The sequence below is a fragment of the Kordiimonas aestuarii genome (assembly GCF_025574465.1).
Taxonomy (GTDB): Bacteria; Pseudomonadota; Alphaproteobacteria; order Sphingomonadales; family Kordiimonadaceae; genus Kordiimonas; species Kordiimonas aestuarii.
In genome coordinates this window covers 104305-120150 of record NZ_JAOBPP010000019.1, presented here as the reverse complement: position 1 = coordinate 120150, position 15846 = coordinate 104305, and the positions used below count along the sequence as shown (strand labels likewise).

At 57.2% G+C, this 15846-nt stretch carries 18 protein-coding genes; 9 read left to right on the top strand and 9 right to left on the bottom strand.

What is annotated here, in order from left to right; translation table 11 throughout:
- Nucleotides 1–58: 58 nt before the first annotated feature.
- Nucleotides 59–1225, bottom strand: coding sequence for an MFS transporter (locus OEU85_RS07980; protein WP_394805400.1), 1167 nt, complete (start codon nt 1223–1225; stop codon nt 59–61).
- Between the two features lie 267 nt (nt 1226–1492).
- Here OEU85_RS07980 and OEU85_RS07975 point away from each other — a divergent pair, with 267 nt between their 5' ends.
- On the top strand, nt 1493–1954 hold the full coding sequence (locus tag OEU85_RS07975; RefSeq protein ID WP_262690945.1) for a DUF2178 domain-containing protein: 462 nt from the start codon (nt 1493–1495) through the stop codon (nt 1952–1954).
- Nucleotides 1955–1956: 2 nt separating this feature from the next.
- Nucleotides 1957–2169: a helix-turn-helix transcriptional regulator gene (locus OEU85_RS07970; RefSeq protein ID WP_262690944.1), complete on the top strand. Its 213-nt coding sequence runs from the start codon at nt 1957–1959 to the stop codon at nt 2167–2169.
- A gap of 48 nt (nt 2170–2217) precedes the next feature.
- On the opposite strand, the gene OEU85_RS07965 is transcribed toward OEU85_RS07970, so the two are convergent.
- Nucleotides 2218–2976 (bottom strand): enoyl-CoA hydratase, encoded by a 759-nt coding sequence (locus tag OEU85_RS07965; protein ID WP_262690943.1) that lies wholly within the window; start codon nt 2974–2976, stop codon nt 2218–2220.
- A complete protein-coding gene (locus OEU85_RS07960) occupies nt 2969–3457 on the bottom strand; it encodes a MarR family winged helix-turn-helix transcriptional regulator (RefSeq protein ID WP_262690942.1) in 489 nt (162 codons plus the stop codon). The genes OEU85_RS07965 and OEU85_RS07960 overlap by 8 nt, the downstream gene beginning before the upstream one ends.
- Nucleotides 3458–3693: 236 nt before the next feature.
- Between OEU85_RS07960 and OEU85_RS18575 the strand changes: the two genes are divergently transcribed.
- Both OEU85_RS18575 and OEU85_RS07950 read left to right on the top strand, forming a co-directional pair.
- On the top strand, nt 3694–4341 hold the full coding sequence (locus OEU85_RS18575; RefSeq protein WP_317277417.1) for a CatB-related O-acetyltransferase: 648 nt from the start codon (nt 3694–3696) through the stop codon (nt 4339–4341).
- An 82-nt stretch (nt 4342–4423) separates the two neighbouring features.
- Entirely contained in the window at nt 4424–5659 is a 1236-nt protein-coding gene (locus OEU85_RS07950; RefSeq protein WP_262690941.1) for a potassium/proton antiporter, read from the top strand.
- On the opposite strand, the gene OEU85_RS07945 is transcribed toward OEU85_RS07950, so the two are convergent.
- Complete coding sequence (locus OEU85_RS07945; protein WP_262690940.1) at nt 5656–5862, bottom strand: cold-shock protein; 207 nt, start codon at nt 5860–5862, stop codon at nt 5656–5658. The genes OEU85_RS07950 and OEU85_RS07945 overlap by 4 nt on opposite strands.
- The gene (locus OEU85_RS07940) at nt 5849–6613 is read right to left on the bottom strand and encodes a substrate-binding periplasmic protein (protein ID WP_262690939.1); all 765 of its coding nucleotides are present in this window, start codon (nt 6611–6613) and stop codon (nt 5849–5851) included. The genes OEU85_RS07945 and OEU85_RS07940 overlap by 14 nt, the downstream gene beginning before the upstream one ends.
- Before the next feature lie 310 nt (nt 6614–6923).
- Here OEU85_RS07940 and OEU85_RS07935 point away from each other — a divergent pair, with 310 nt between their 5' ends.
- The 4 genes from OEU85_RS07935 to tdh all read left to right on the top strand — a co-directional run bounded on the left by OEU85_RS07935 (nt 6924) and on the right by tdh (nt 11100).
- Nucleotides 6924–7898, top strand: a complete 975-nt coding sequence (locus OEU85_RS07935) for a patatin-like phospholipase family protein (protein ID WP_262690938.1) — start codon at nt 6924–6926, stop codon at nt 7896–7898.
- A 210-nt stretch (nt 7899–8108) separates the two neighbouring features.
- Entirely contained in the window at nt 8109–8681 is a 573-nt protein-coding gene (locus OEU85_RS07930) for a helix-turn-helix domain-containing protein (protein WP_262690937.1), read from the top strand.
- Nucleotides 8682–8837: 156 nt separating this feature from the next.
- A complete protein-coding gene (locus tag OEU85_RS07925; protein WP_262690936.1) occupies nt 8838–10034 on the top strand; it encodes a glycine C-acetyltransferase in 1197 nt (398 codons plus the stop codon).
- A gap of 37 nt (nt 10035–10071) precedes the next feature.
- The gene (gene tdh, locus OEU85_RS07920) at nt 10072–11100 is read left to right on the top strand and encodes an L-threonine 3-dehydrogenase (RefSeq protein WP_262690935.1); all 1029 of its coding nucleotides are present in this window, start codon (nt 10072–10074) and stop codon (nt 11098–11100) included.
- Nucleotides 11101–11118: 18 nt separating this feature from the next.
- Here tdh and trmB read toward each other — a convergent pair whose 3' ends face one another.
- A complete protein-coding gene (trmB, locus tag OEU85_RS07915) occupies nt 11119–11778 on the bottom strand; it encodes a tRNA (guanine(46)-N(7))-methyltransferase TrmB (RefSeq protein WP_394805399.1) in 660 nt (219 codons plus the stop codon).
- Between the two features lie 429 nt (nt 11779–12207).
- On the opposite strand from trmB, the gene OEU85_RS07910 reads away from it, so the two are divergent.
- The gene (locus OEU85_RS07910) at nt 12208–12804 is read left to right on the top strand and encodes a transglutaminase-like cysteine peptidase (protein ID WP_262690933.1); all 597 of its coding nucleotides are present in this window, start codon (nt 12208–12210) and stop codon (nt 12802–12804) included.
- A 31-nt stretch (nt 12805–12835) separates the two neighbouring features.
- On the opposite strand, the gene OEU85_RS07905 is transcribed toward OEU85_RS07910, so the two are convergent.
- The 3 genes from OEU85_RS07905 to trhA form a co-directional block, all read right to left on the bottom strand.
- On the bottom strand, nt 12836–13306 hold the full coding sequence (locus OEU85_RS07905) for an aminoacyl-tRNA deacylase (RefSeq protein ID WP_262690932.1): 471 nt from the start codon (nt 13304–13306) through the stop codon (nt 12836–12838).
- A 122-nt stretch (nt 13307–13428) separates the two neighbouring features.
- Complete coding sequence (locus OEU85_RS07900; protein WP_262690931.1) at nt 13429–15105, bottom strand: amidohydrolase; 1677 nt, start codon at nt 15103–15105, stop codon at nt 13429–13431.
- Between the two features lie 28 nt (nt 15106–15133).
- Nucleotides 15134–15817 (bottom strand): PAQR family membrane homeostasis protein TrhA, encoded by a 684-nt coding sequence (gene trhA / locus OEU85_RS07895; RefSeq protein ID WP_262690930.1) that lies wholly within the window; start codon nt 15815–15817, stop codon nt 15134–15136.
- Nucleotides 15818–15846 lie beyond the last annotated feature (29 nt).

Below are 15846 nucleotides of genomic sequence, written 5' to 3'. Positions count from 1 at the left end.
CAGGCAGTTTGCCACAGAAATATCCCGGTGCAATGGCCTATAAGGTAATAGGCGTGGCCTATTCCGCGGGCACCGGGCTTGAGCGGTGCCCCACCACCACCTCATTGCCCGGCATCGGCGTGCGCGGCACATTGAGCGACAACACAAGCGACACCCCGGCCATGATGGCCCCGGCAATGAACACATAGGCAGGTGAGACCGGCCACAGGAAGGCGCCAAACACAAAGGGGATCACCACCGCCGCGATATGGTTGATGGAAAAGCTGACGCTTGACGTGGCCGCGATATCCCGCGCGTCGGCGATTTTCTGGATGTAACTTTTCTGCGCAATCGCGAAAGAGAAAAACAGATGGTCGACCACATAAAGCACCGCAGCCACCACCGGCGCTTCCACAAAGGCATAACCGGTAAAGACGGCGATCAGGCCGATATATTCAAACACCAGCGCGTTGCGTTCGCCAAAGCGGGTGATAAGACCACCCAGCAGCGGCGCAATAAAAGACGTGATCACATGGTTGATAAGATATAGCGCCGCCACCTCAGACGCCGAATAGCCAAACCTCGACACCAGCAGAAAGCCCGCGAACACGACAAAAATCTGCCGCCTGGCACCGCCCATGAAGGTGAGCGCATAATACAGCCAATAGCGTTTGCGCAGGATGATCTTTTTATGCTGCACCTCATGGCCGTCGATACGCGGAAAGACCGTCCATATATAAAGTGCGAGCGCGATGGTCACCCCGCCGCCGATTAAATATATCCAGGTAAAGCCAAGGCCCAGAAGTTCAAGACCCAGCCAGACAAAACCAAACGCCGCGATGGAGGCAACCGACTTGGCCGACATCTGCCAGCCCAACGCCTTGGGGGCAATGTCCTTGGGCAACCACTGCAACGACAGCGACATCTGTATGGTTTCAAAATAGTGGAAGCCCACCGACATCAGCACTGTGGTGAAATAGAGGCCATATTCGCTGGGGAAATAGCCGGTCAGCGCCACGCCCAGACCAAGGGCGCCCAGCGACAGCACGGCAAATATCTGCTCGCGCAGGATTAACAGCACAAAAACCGCGGTGAAGGCGAGGAAGCCGGGCACCTCGCGCAAGCTCTGTAAAATGCCGATCTCGGTACCGCCAAAACCCGCCTGATCGTGGGCGAAATTATTGAGCAGCGCCATCCAGACCGAAAAGCTGAAAGGGGCCGCCGCCGCCATCAATACAAGGCACATCTCCGGCGTGCGCCAGCCTCTCTTGGTTACGTCTGTAATATCGCTGCTCACGCCTCTGATCTCATGCGTATGGCCTCTCGCTGTTATTCGGCGAGAGCCTACCTCCACCCGCACAAAAACGCCAACCGCAATCCTGCTTACGGGCGGATCGCACATGCACCATGTCGGAAATTTTCGATATAATGTCGAAAATACCTTACATTTGGTAAAACAGTTCTTACATTAGGTCTTGACGGGATCAACAATGACAAGAGCGAGGCTAACGCAATGAGCAAATATGAAAAAGTGGCATGGGTCATGGCTTTCACCGGTGCGGTGATTGTCTATTACATCAGCAACCGGCTGTTTGGCATGATCACGATAGAGGACGGCATCCTCACCACCACCCCGGGTCTGCTGGCGCTTGCGATCAAGGTCATCCTGATGGCCGGTGCCGCCGAGTTCGCCTGCGAGATGATCCGCTACCCATGGCGCAAGGACCTGCGGGGCGAGGAGGAGATTGTCATGGATGAGCGTGACCGCGCGATCCGCCACAAAGCGGCCTATTTCAGCCTGATGGTGCTGACCCCGCTGATCTTTGGCCTTACCGGCTCGTTGCTGTTCAGCAAGATCGCCACTATCGACGCCATCGATACCGGCCTCTTGTGGGTGGGCGCGATTTATGTGGTCAATATCGCCTGGGCGGTGCGCCACGTCACCGAGGTATTCCTCTACCGCCGCGGATACTGAGCATGGTGGCGACCCGCATCACAAACCGCATTCGCTCGCTCAGGTTCATGGCGGATGAGATGACCCAGCAGGAACTGGCAAAACGCGTGGGCGTCACCCGCCAAACCATCCTTGCCATTGAAGCCGGTCGCTATTCCCCCTCGCTTGAGGTGGCGTTTAAAATCGCCCGCGTGTTTGGCAAGGGCGTGGATGAAGTCTTCCAGTACCCGAAATAAACAAGGCCGGGCCAGCGGGCCCGGCCTTTGTGGCTTGTCTTAAGGGGCTTAACCGAAGTTCGGTTCACGTTTTTGCATGAAGGCCATGATGGCTTCCAGCACCTCAGGTGAGGTGAGCTGCTCGCCGAACAGTTTGCCTTCCTGTGCCATGCGCGCTGCCACCACCGCTGTATCACCGCGCATCAGTTGTTTGGTCAGCATCAACGAACGTGGCGCCTTTTTTGCCAGTGCCGCCGCCGCCTTGACAGCCGCGGGCATCAATTCATCCGCCTTCAGCACGCGGGACACCATGCCCATATCATAGGCCTCGGCAGCGCCAACCTTTTTGCCCAGCATGAAAATCTCCGCCGCACGCGCATGGCCCACACGCTGTGGCAGCAACAGCGAAGACCCGGCTTCCGGCACCAGCGCGAGGTCCACAAACGGGGCCTGCAGCACAGCAGCCTCTGCCGCGTAAACAATATCGGCGTGCAACAGCATGGTCAGTCCCACCCCCACCGCGATCCCGTTTACTGCCATAACCAGCGGCTTTCTGGCGCTGATCAGACACTGCAGGAACTGGGTCACCGGTGCATCGTCGCCCAGCGGCGGCGTGTCACGAAAATCGGCTAGGTCATTACCGCTTGTGAACGCGTCACCGGCCCCGGTGAACAGGATGGCACGCACGCCCTCGTCATCCTCCGCTGCGCGCATTGCCTCAACAATCCTGGCGTACATGGCGTGGGTCAGGGCGTTTTTCTTGTCCGGCCTGTTGAAGGTGATGTGCAAAACGCGATCCCGCGTTTCCAGTTGGATTTGCTCAGTCATCTGTTTTGTCCTCTTCCCGAAAGTCGTCATCTGTGTCGTCAAAATTGAACGTGGAAAATTGGTCCGCGCGCTCGATAATCGTTTCAAAAAAGCGGGACATCAGCGCCCGCTCCTCCTCGGTGAAACCCTCCAGCAACCGTTCGTTGCTCATACGGATCACACTTTTGGATTTTTCAACCGTGTCGCGGCCATAGGGGCGCAGATAAAGCTCATAGGCGCGGCCGTCACTCGCGCTGGGGCGGCGCTCCACAAGGTCGTTTCTCTCCATGCGGTCGACAAGGCCGGAGACAGCTGCATTCTTCAGGCCCAGCGCAACCGCGACCTGCCCCATTGTCGCCCCCTCATGCCTGAGCAGGTAAAGCAGCATCGCATTCTGCGCCGCAGAGATGCCGTAGCGCGTCATCAACACCTTGTCAGCCGCCCGAAAGACCGCCTTGTAACTGAGGTGCAACAGCTGAAAGACCCTTGGCTCTATCGACATGGCTGTCCTGCTGATTTATTTCGCATACAAACTAATTACTTCGTATACGAAATATAACGCTGGCGCAAGAGGAATCAAAGGCACAACCTTGCAAGATATTAGCATCTGTTTTATTTAGGGCACTGATGCCGCCACGAGGAGTAACCGGCAATGAACGAAGCCCCCTGATCCCCCGGACCCCGACATGATCGGCGAATGGGTTTCGCGTTTTCCCTGTTCGACCCAAAGGCTTTGTTATGCAGAAGAATCAACCATCCGGCGCGCCCGACCCTGATACACGTTTCCCGCTCGCCCACACCGACCGTGTTGTTTTCCTTAAATCCGTTGTGACCGGACCGAACGTCAGTATCGGTGATTATAGCTATTATGACGACCCGGCGCAGGCGACCGGGTTTCAAACCAACAATATCCTCTATCATTATGACCATGTGGGTGACCGGCTTGAGATCGGCCGCTTCTGTGCACTGGCGACCGGCACCACGTTCATCATGAACGGGGCCAACCACCGCATGGACGGTCCAACCACCTTCCCCTTCCCCATCTTTGGCGGCGACTGGAGCAACCATATGGACCTGCTGTCGGGCTTGCCGTCGCGCGGGGATACCATCGTGGGGCACGATGTCTGGTTCGGGTTTCGCACCCTGATCATGCCGGGAGTAAAAATCGGCCACGGCGCTATCATCGCCTCCGGCAGCGTGGTCACGGAAGACGTACCGCCCTACGCCGTTGTCGGCGGCAACCCGGCGCAGCCTATCAAAATGCGGTTTGACGAAGCGACAGTTGCCAGACTTCTTGACATCGCCTGGTGGTACTGGCCAACGGAGCGTATTACCCGCAATATACGCGGGTTGATGAGCGGTGACCTGGCTGCCCTTGTACCATAAAAAGGCGGCGGGCGGGCTTCACAAAACCGCCCGCATCCCCATGCTATAAAGCAACAACACTTACCGGAGGCCCGACCCGCACATGGAAGTCCTGTTATTTGCCCTGACCGGCATTGCCGTTCTCAGCATCCTTCTGGTGCCCCTGTCGTCCAAGGTGCAGGCACCGATCCTGCTGTTGTTCCTTGGCTTGGGCATGGTGCTGGGCGAAGACGGCCCCGGACGAATTGACTTCAGCGATTTCAGCTTTGCCTACTCTATCGGCTCCCTGTGCCTTGCCATCATCCTGCTTTCCGGCGGCTTTGACACCAGATTGCGCGACATGAAAGTGGCGGGCACGCCCGCAGGCATACTTGCCACCCTGGGCGTTGTGTTTACCGCCCTTATTGTGGGGGTGGCCTATCACCTCATTCTTGATGCCCCCTTGGCTGAAGGCCTGCTACTGGGTGCGGTTGTCGGCTCCACCGATGCCGCCGCCACCTTTATGCTGCTCACCCACAGCGGGGTGCGCCTGAGGCCACGGCTGAAGGAAACATTGTTTATCGAATCCGGCCTCAATGACCCGATCGCCATTTTCCTGACCCTTACCTTTGTTGCCATTGTCGACAGCGGCGCGGCACTTGAGGTAGGCACCCTGTTCAAAGCGATGCCAAACTTCGTTCAGCAAATGGGCATCGGCAGCGCGGCCGGGGTCGCCGTGGGTTATCTCGCCACATGGACCAACCGCAAGATCACCCTGCCCACCGGCCTCAATTCCCCCTTCTTCCTGATGTGCGGCCTGTTCACCTATTCGGCCACCGCGCTGGCGGGTGGTTCGGGGTTTCTGGCGGCGTATCTTTTTGGGGTCACGGTCGCCAACGCGGGCGGCATCGGCGCGCGGGCGCAGGCCAGCAAGGACCGCACCGCGCATTTCCATGAAGGTTTTGCCTGGCTGGCGCAGATCGCCATGTTTGTGATGCTGGGGCTTCTGGTGACACCGAGCGAATTGCACGTCATGCTGCTACCCGGGATATTGCTGGCCATTGTGCTGATTTTCTTCGCCCGTCCCGCCGCCGTGTTCCTGTGCCTTGCCCCACTCGGCTTTACCGCGCGGGAGAAGCTTTACATCGGCTGGGTTGGCTTGCGCGGCGCGGTGCCCATTTTCCTGTCGATCATCCCGGTGATCAGCGACGGGCCGCTGACCCCGCATTTTTTCAACCTTGTGTTCATCATGGTTGTTGCCTCCCTGCTGGTGCAGGGCTGGTCTATCGGCACGGCAGGCCGCGTCTTTGGGGTTACGCTCGGGCAGGATGAACCGGCGAAAGAAACAGCGGACGCCTAAAGCCGGGCCAGATTACTGGCGACCGTGCGCCCCCGTGGGCCTTCTTCTGTTTCAAAGGAGATAGCTTCATCTTCATGAAGCACGTCAAGGCCCGCCGCCGCCACCGCCGTGACGTGTACAAACACATCATCGCCGCCTTCATCGGGGGCGATAAAGCCGTATCCCTTGTCTTTGTTGAACCATTTCACTTTACCGGTCGCCACCTGTGCCCCCGTCAATTTCTGCACTGCACCCTGCTTCCAGACCGGACGTCAGCACATCCATGCCGCAAAAGGGTTTAGACCCAAATACAGGAATTTCACCCTCTTTCACAAGGCTTTCATAGGCTTCACGCGTCTGTTTCACCACCACCGGGCTGGTCTGCGGGCTGAAGGCCATATGTGGTTCGGCGTCAAATGCCCAGACGTAAGGCACAACGGACCCCGCCTCAATGTCGCCCGTCCTGACGTGGGCCGCCACATTCACGGCGGAGGTCAGCAACAGGTCGATCCGGCCATAGCGCAACTGCTTGAAGCCAAGGCTGATATCAAAAAGCGGCTGCACATCGGTAAAGCCGTGCAGACGCAGAAAATCCATCATCGCGCTGTCCTGGCTGGTGGCGACACGGTAGACCTTTGCGTCGTCCGCCTGCTCCAGCTTGATATCGGCCCGCCCCTTGATGCCAAAGAAATAAAGTTTATCCCCTTCCATGACCTGACCGACAAACTGAAACTGCCGCTCCCGCTCCGGCGTCTTGATCATGGCTGAGATCAACAGGTTTTCCCGATCCTGTGCCATGCGAAGGGTCCGTGGCCACGGATAAAGCGCGATATCATAGGTATAGCCCGCCCGTTCCATCACCTTGCGGACCGTCTCGGTCGCCCGACCCATGACAACGCCATTTTCTTCATAACTGTAGGGATACCAATTCTCGGCAATGACCTGAATATAGGGCACTGGCACCTGCGGCGACATTTGTTCAGGCTGCTGGGCCGATGCCCCGCTGCAGAGCACAGGCAAAAAGCCCGCGACCAAAATTGCAAGTGTGCGCAAAGCACCCCGATATCCCTGCGTCATTGCCAAAGGCAACATAAAATAAAGCTCCGATCCCCCACCGTGAACTACGGTCCGGCCATGACTATAAGCACATGATTTTTATGATGCAATTCCATTCCCTGAAAAGGGCAAACGTCCCGCACCAGCCATCATTAAAACTTATACTGCCCAAAATACGCGTATGACGCTATCATACGGGCGCCAACAATCTCATGAGGGGGAGATAATCATGCCACAGTTTGACCGCGCACTTGTTCTATCCGGCGGCAATGTAAAGGGGGCCTATCAGGCGGGTGCCGTGAAGGCGCTGCTCAACCACACATTCCCGGACGGCTCGATGTTTGAACCCAACGCCATTTACGGCGTTTCCGTCGGTTCCATGAATGGTGGGTTTCTGGCGGACCGCGCCGGCCGCGCGGCCAAGGCGGGCAAAGCCCCCAACTGGCCCCAGATCGGGGAGGAACTGGAAGCCTTCTGGCGCGACAATATCACCAGCTTCGCCTCCATCGGCAAAAAACGCGGCACCGTTGACCTTCTGGCCGACATCCTGTTCGGCAATTTCGATGGCCTGACCACGATGGACGGCGCGGCCAAACTGGCACGCGCCAACATCAATGCCGACAACCTGCGCGCAAGCCCGGCCCATTATGCGTGTGGTGTGACCAACATGGCGACGGGCGATTATTTTGATGCGGACGTTGGCACCTTCGGAGACGACATCCTCGACTATGTTATCGCCTCCACGCGTGAGCCCGTCTCGATGCCGCTGATGTGGATTAACAATATGCCAATGGCTGACGGCGGCGTGCGCAATATCGCTCCGCTTAAACCCGCCATCAAGATGGGGGCCAAACAAATGGCCATTATCGCCATGAAGCCGGAACAGATGACCCCCGACTATGCCAAAAAGAACTTCCGGAATATCCTGAAGCTTCTCAAGCGCACCATCGGCACCCTCACCGCCGAGATCATGAACAATGACCTTGATGAAGTGAAAAAGGTCAACCGCGCCTGCAGGCACGGCGGCAACCCTATGCTGGCCCAGGGCAAACATATTGTTGAATTTGTCGAGGTCCGCCCAAGCGAGCGCCTGCCCATCGACGTGACGGACTTCAACGCGGCAGACATTGCCAACCTCATCAAGGTGGGGGAAACCGAAGCGAAGGCCGCCCTCTCGGCAGGCTGGCAAACCGGCGCAGATTAAGCTATGATTACGGGTCTGGCAGGGCTGTGGCGACACGGCCTGCGGCCCCGATGATAGCGCCGCGCCCTGCCGCACAGATCTCGCACACAACCCGCACAGGTTTCGCGCAAAACCCGCCCACATTTCGCACAGCGTTCGCACAGGTTTTCAGTCCTTTACGCGCCTCAAAAATTCAATATAGTGAACATTGAGTTTTTGAAGGGATGCCCGATGGCACGCAATTCACCGCCCGATGTGGGCCAGAAAATCAAGGCCCTGCGGTCAGAACGCAAGCTGACGCTTGACGGGTTGGCCAAGGCGTCCGGCGTGTCAAAATCCATGCTGTCACAGATCGAACGTGGACTCACAAACCCGACCCTCGCCACGATCTGGAGCCTGACACAAAGCCTGGGCATCGATATTTCGAGTCTCTTGGGTGAGCCCGAGGGCGCCGGCGAGAGCGCGCCTGCGCTCGAAATTGTGAAGTCCTATCAAACGCCTGAGATCCAAAGTGCCGACGGTAAATGTACGCTCAGGATTTTAGGGCCCATTGACCTTGTCTCCCACACGGAATGGTATGATATGCGGCTTGAGGCTGGTGGCAAGTTGACCTCTGACGGGCACGGCAGCGGCACGGTCGAACATCTGACGGTGCTTGACGGCACGTTGTGGGTGAAAAACGGCGGGCCGAAAAAGCAGGTGGAAACCGGCGACACCGCGCGTTATGAGGCCGACGTGCCGCATGTGATCGAGAATAAAAGCGATATGCCCGCGCGGGCGCTGATGATGGTCATCACCCCCTAAAAGCGCACTATCGCGGATAAAGCCACGCAAAAACAATATATTGAACTACTAGTATGCTATATTGAATTTCAGGCTGGAAATCGGGCCAGAATTTGCTATGGTCCTGCAATCAGAAGACCAGAGTAGCCAGCCGAAGTAGAGAGAAAGGACACCCGAATGAGCGAACGCTATAAAAAATACCTTCAGCAACAGCTTTCTGATGTGAAGGAAGCGGGCCTTTATAAAAGCGAACGGGTGATCACCACACCACAATCCGCTGCCGTGCATGTGGCGGGTGCGGGTGACGTGGACTATATAAACTTCTGCGCAAACAATTACTTGGGCCTTTCCAACGACCATATTCTGGTCGAAACGGCGAAGGACGCGCTGGACAAACACGGCTATGGCATGTCTTCCGTGCGCTTCATCTGCGGCACGCAGGATGTGCATAAGGAACTTGAGGCCAAGCTGGCCACCTTCCTCAAAACCGAGGATGTCATCCTTTACCCCAGCTGTTTTGATGCCAATGCCGGGCTTTTTGAAACCCTGCTCGGGCCTGAGGACGCCATCATCTCCGATGCCCTCAACCATGCCAGCATCATTGATGGCGTAAGGCTTTGTAAAGCCAAGCGTTTCCGCTATGCCAACAATGATATGAGCGAGCTTGAGCAGTGCCTCAAGGACGCGCAGGACGCCCGTTTCCGCCTCATCGCCACCGATGGTGTTTTCTCGATGGACGGTATCCTTGCCAACCTACCCGCCATTTGTGACCTGGCCGAAAAATACGACGCCATGGTCATGGTGGATGACAGCCATGCTGTTGGTTTCATTGGGGAAACAGGCGCGGGCACGCCGGAGCATTTTGGCGTTCAGGACCGGGTTCATATCGTCACCGGCACGCTTGGCAAGGCGCTTGGCGGCGCGTCGGGCGGCTACACGGCGGCCTCGGCCGAGATGGTGGACTGGCTGCGCCAGCGCTCGCGCCCCTACCTCTTTTCCAACACGCTCGCACCCGTGATTGCAGCCACCAGCATCAAGGTGCTGGAGCTTCTCGAACAGGGCTCTGAGCTGCGCGACCGGGTACATGCCAACGCGGCCCGCTTCCGTGAAGGCATGGAAAAACAAGGCTTTACGCTGGCCGGCGCGGGGCACCCGATCATCCCGGTAATGCTGGGCGACGCATCGCTTGCCGGCAAGATGGCGGAAAAGCTGCTTGAAGAAGGCATCTTCGTCATCGGCTTCTCCTTCCCTGTGGTGCCAAAGGGTCAGGCCCGCATTCGCACCCAGATGTCTGCCGCCCATACACCAGACCAGATCGACCGCGCCGTCGAGGCCTTTGGCCGCATCGGGCGTGAACTCGGCGTGATTAAATAATCCGCAACTGAAGGACCCACTTGAGGGACAATGAGCCATGAAAGCACTTGTAAAAGCAAAAGCAGAAACCGGTATCTGGATGGACGATGTGCCCATGCCGGAAGTGGGCCACAATGATGTGCTCGTGCGCGTTAAAAAAACCGCGATCTGCGGCACTGATATCCATATCTACAACTGGGACAAATGGGCTCAGGACACCATCCCCGTGCCCATGCACGTTGGCCATGAATTCGCCGGTGAGATCGTTGAATTAGGCAGTGAAGTCAAGGGGTTGACTGTCGGCCAGCGGGTTTCGGCCGAAGGTCACATCACCTGTGGTCACTGCCGCAACTGCCGCGCCGGGCAACGCCACCTGTGCCGCAACACCGAAGGCATTGGTGTGAACCGCCCTGGCGCATTCGCCGAATATATCTCCGTCCCGGCTGTAAACATATGTCCGCTGCCGGACGGTGTATCGGATGAGCTTGGCGCCATCCTCGACCCGCTTGGCAACGCAACCCATACCGCGCTCAGCTTTGACCTTGTCGGCGAAGATGTGCTGATCACCGGCGCTGGCCCCATCGGCATCATGGCGGTTGCCATCGCGCGCCGTGTGGGGGCGCGCAATATCGTGATCACCGACGTAAACGACTTCCGCCTTGACCTGGCGCGCAAGATGGGTGCTACCCGCGCGGTGAATGTCACCAATGAGAGCCTGCGCGACACCATGGCCGACCTTCACATGCACGAAGGTTTTGATGTCGGGCTGGAGATGTCCGGCGTGCCGCAAGCCTTTGGCAACATGCTTGAAACCATCAACCACGGCGGCAAGGTTGCCCTTCTGGGCATCCTGCCCGAAGGGACCGGCATCAACTGGAACCATGTGATTTTCAAAGGCCTGCAGGTGCACGGCATATATGGCCGCCGCATGTTTGAAACCTGGTACAAAATGATTGCGATGCTCGAGAGCGGGCTGGATATGAGCCCGATCCTGACCCACAGCTTTGGCGCGGACGATTTCCAGAAGGGCTTCGACATCATGCGCTCGGGGCAAAGTGGCAAGGTCATCCTCGACTGGGCCGCTTGAACAGCGCCCTGATCAAGCCTAACCAAGATCAGCGGTCAGCTGCCAGAGCGGCTGACCGCTGTTTTTATATTTGGCCTCGAAAGGCGTGATGGGCTCGTCCGCCCCATAAGGACACAGCTCTGCCCGGTGCCCAGCCACCTCAAGCGCGACCGCAAATTCCCTGAGATACAGCCACCAGTTTGAGCGCAGCTCCAGCCGTCCGCCTAACCCCACGATATAGGGAAACACCGGCGCGCCGTGCCAACGGCGTTTCAGGTGCTCAGCCTTCGGCCACGGGTTGGGGTAAAGGATATAATGGCGTGCGGGCCGCCAACCGGCTTCGGCTGCAAGGCGGAAGAAATCATTCAGATCAGCGCGCACCAGCAAAAGATTTTCCGGCTCGACCCCGTCCCGCTCCTTGCTGAGGCGCACGTTCGATTTGTCGACCCCCATGACCCAGTGGTCGGGGAAAGCCTGCGCCAGTGCACGGCTGCTATCCCCCACCCCGCAGCAGGAATCGAGGATCAGGGGCCTGTCTATTCGCGCCAGTTCAGCCGCGACAGCCTGAAAGGCAGCGCCTGTATGATCGCTGATCGGCTTTCGGAAGCGCGATGCGAGGTGCCTTTGCACCGTTTTTTCCAGATTTGCATGCACGCCATCCTGGTTGCTCATTATTTTTTTTGACTTGGCTTCCATTATTTTTTTCCGGCGTTTTTTTGTCTTCCAACTTCGAGTTGTTTTTACAAGAGCTGCGATATTGGAGCCAGCCTTAAATCAATAAATCTTAAATCCTTGAAAAATAACAGGAAATATGCACTAAAAATCATACCACCATTTAGCTCTAATTAAGTTGTAATTTAAGTAAACAAAGTAAAAATTTCCGATCTTTTTAGTAAAAAATTGACTTTAATTCCTTGTTAACGCCCTCGGAGCAAAACATTACTTCACATATTTCGTGATTCTTTTGAGCGCGGGCAACGACACGGAAGCGTTTTTCGAGTTGTGCTTATAAAGAAGCAACAGCCAAGTCTGTTGACGGCGAACACTTTCCATCAGGCAAAAACTATCGCGGGCAACCGCATGCAATGACCGAACGTAACGTTACGGCCAACAAAGGGACCTGATGCTGTGTTTGAAAAGTTGAAATATATCCTGCTTGTTTTATCGCTGAGTGCCTGTATGGGCACCGGCCCTGAGGATCAGGCCCTTATTTCAGCCGGGGCCATGCCAAAGGGCGAAAAGGTACCGCCCCCCCCTGCATTTCAAGCCTATTGCGAACGCAACCCTGAGGATTGTGCCATTCCATCTTCGGCACGCCTGAACAATGCGTTGGACCGCGTTAACTATGAAGTCCGGAAAATTGTCATCCCTACCGTCGAGGAAGGCGACTTCTGGCAACGTCTTGACGAGGTTGGGCCCGGTGACTGTGAAGATTTTGCCCTCACTTTCCGTCACAAATTGCGCGCCATGTTCCCGACATACAGTGCCGCGTTCCGGCTGGTGACAGCCTTCACGGAAGACGGACAATACCATGCGGTACTTTCTATCGAAACCAACCGGGGCACCATCATCTGCGATGTGCGCTTCCCGAACTGTGCATTGTGGACAGAGTTCCCCTACACATGGCGCATGCGTGAAATTGCCGGCGCAAATACCTGGGAGATATTTTCACCAGAACAGATCGAAACAGCAACCGCTGCAATCAAGGCACGGGGCCGTCGGTAACGACGACCCTTCCGGTCATGATTGTGTATTGCTAGTGCGCGCGTGAAATGGGCGCCAGTTCCGCCATCGCGGTCAACCGTGCGAACCCCTGCCGGGTAATATGGATCAGGCTTTTGTGGTCACCCGCCTCCATGTAAATCTCGTCAAAATCCGTCAGGTCACTGTCCACGATCATCGGAATACCGTAGGCTTCGGCGCAGGCCGGTACGGCTCCTGGGTCACAGTCCGCGAATATACGGCGCGCTTCCTCCTCGCTCGCAAGCCCCAGCCGTTCATGCCGCCGGTGGCTCAGCTCGGCAAGGTCAACATGCCGGTTCGCCGGCACCACGGCGACAAGAAAGCCGGAGTCAGACTTCAGCAGCACACCTTTGGCAAAACTGTTGCCTGGGATGTGTGCGGCCTGCGCGATACGGGTCGCAACCACCTCCCGGTCATGAGACATAAGCTCGTAGGGGATGCCCTGTTTGTCCATATGTTGTTGCAACATGGGCGCGATTGTCATGAAAACCTCCTTAATTTGGCAGCTAGGCTGTCCTCATATGGGCATGGAGGTATGAGGAGATGTGAGCAGAGAACTATAACAGTTCCGCCCATCTTTCGCAAAAGGAAGCGCTAGGTGCAGGCCTATTTGCCGAGATAATGATCCTCTCCGCCAATTACAGTTCTCAGGACGCGCACATCCTTGATCGCGACCGGATCAATCTCAAAAAGGTTATCGGAAAGCACAACAAAATCAGCCAGATAGCCAGCATTCAGCCGACCCAGCTTATCTTCCTGATATCCGGCATATGCATTTTCCTGTGTGTAGGCCTTCAACGCTTCAAGCACGCTGATTTTTTCGTCCGGGATCCAGCCCTGCGGGTTTTTGCCGTCAGTCGTGCGGCGGGTAACGGCCGCATAGATGCCCTGCAACGGCTCCAGCGGGGCGACGGACCAATCCGACCCGAAAGTGACATGGGCACCCGCCCGCATCACGGAGCCAATGGCATATGTGCCCTTGAGCCGTTCCTTACCCAGCCGCTTTTCGGCCCAACGGCCATCGTCGATCAGATGATAGGGATGCATGGAGGCGATAACGCCGAGCTCTGCAAAGCGTGGGATGGCATCGGCTGTCAGGTGCTGCGCATGCTCGATACGAAAGCGCAGATCGTCACGCGCGACCTTGTCCTGAACACGCTCAAACGCGTCCAGAAGTTTGTCGTTGGCCTGATAGCCGATAGCATGCACGGTGACATGCAGTCCGGCCTCAGCCGCGCCCAGCACGTCCCCTTCCAGCACAGCCATATCGGCAATCGGAAAACCGCTTGTCTCCGGCGCATCGGCATAGGGCTCATAGAACCATGCCGTAGTGGAGCCGAGAGACCCGTCAACAAAACCCTTCAGCCCGCCCCAGCGAATCCATTCGTCACCGCGGCCATTTTCCGCCACATAGTCCGCCAGCGTTTCCCAATCATCAAGTGGTGTGAAAGCGTAGACGCGGATGCTCATCTCGTCCTTCTCGCGCAGGCGGCGGAATGTCTCGAGCGAGCGCCAGTCATACCCCATGTCGTGTACTTGCGTCACACCATGGCTGACGGCATGCGCCATGCCGCCCTTGAATATCTCTTCCATTCCCTGGTCGCTCAGTGGCGGCACAGCGCCAACAACCAGCGCCATGGCATTGTCTTTCAGTACGCCTGTGGCCCGGCCATCCTCATCGCGCACGATCACCCCGCCCGCAGGGTCAGGCGTATCGTCGGTCACGCCCGCCAGCTTGAGTGCCGCGCTATTGGCGAGGATCATATGACCGTCAAGGCGGGATACCGCCACCGGCACATCACCCGTCAGCCCATCAATCCATTTTCGGTCCGGCAGGGTGCCGCCCCACAGTTCATGATCCCACGAGCCTTCCAGCACCCATGCACCTTCCGGCATGCCCTTGGCCGCCGCGCCGATACGACGGGAGAATTCCTCCGGCGTTGCCGCGTCCCGCAGTTGGACCTGGGTCAGCCCGACCGAACCCATCTCAAAGTGCACATGGTTGTCTATCATGCCGGGCACGACAAAATGACCATCAAGCAAAATGGTTACAGTATCCGGGCCTATGAAGGCACTCATGTCGGCGTCACACCCCACAGCCAGTATGCGCCCATCCTTGACGGCAATGGCTTCAGCATCCGCGCTGTCGCTGTTCCCGGTCCAGACGACACCGCCGGTAAACACCCGGTCGGCGACTTCAGCGGCAAGAGAGGCCCCGCCCATCGTGGCTGCAAGAATGGTGGCTGTGCCGACACGGCGAATGGTTTTACTGAAGCGCATCATGATCCCCCCGGATATAAGATGATTGCCGTTAGCTGACACCGCCGCCCGGCTGCATCACATAAAAATAAATGGTAATGAAGTGGCACGCGCTACCCGCCATAACAAATACATGCCAGACAGCATGCGTGTAGGGCAGGCGTTTCAGGGCGTAGAAAAGCGCGCCAATGGTGTAACAAAGCCCGCCCGCCACAAGCCACCAGATGGCGGCGGATGGCAGACGATCCATCAACTCCCCGATCATCAGAACGCCAGCCCAGCCCATCCCCAAGTATAACAATAACGAAACGGGGCTGAATTTTTTGCCCGTTTTTTTGACGTAGCCACGGAATTTGAGCGCAGCGCCCAAAACAGCAGCACTCCATGCACAGGCCAGCACCCAGACACCGACAGTTGTCGGCAGCGCCAGCAAAGCAAACGGCGTATAGGCCCCGGCGATTTTGAAATAGATCGAGCTATGGTCCAATGTTTTCAGCAGCGGTGTAAAACGGGAGCGAAAGAAGCTGTGATACAGCGTGGAGCAGACATACATCGCCACCATAAAGCCGCCGTATAACGTCGCCGCGACCATCACACTGACGCCGCCAATTTCCGCGGCTTTCATAATCAGGAACACCAGCCCGACAACCGCCAGCACTGCCGCGACACCGTGGGTTATTGCGTGCCAGGCTTCCTCTGACGGGGAATAATCACGAATAGGTTTGGCAACGGACAAATCGGCTCTCCTGCTCTTTTGGGTGCACT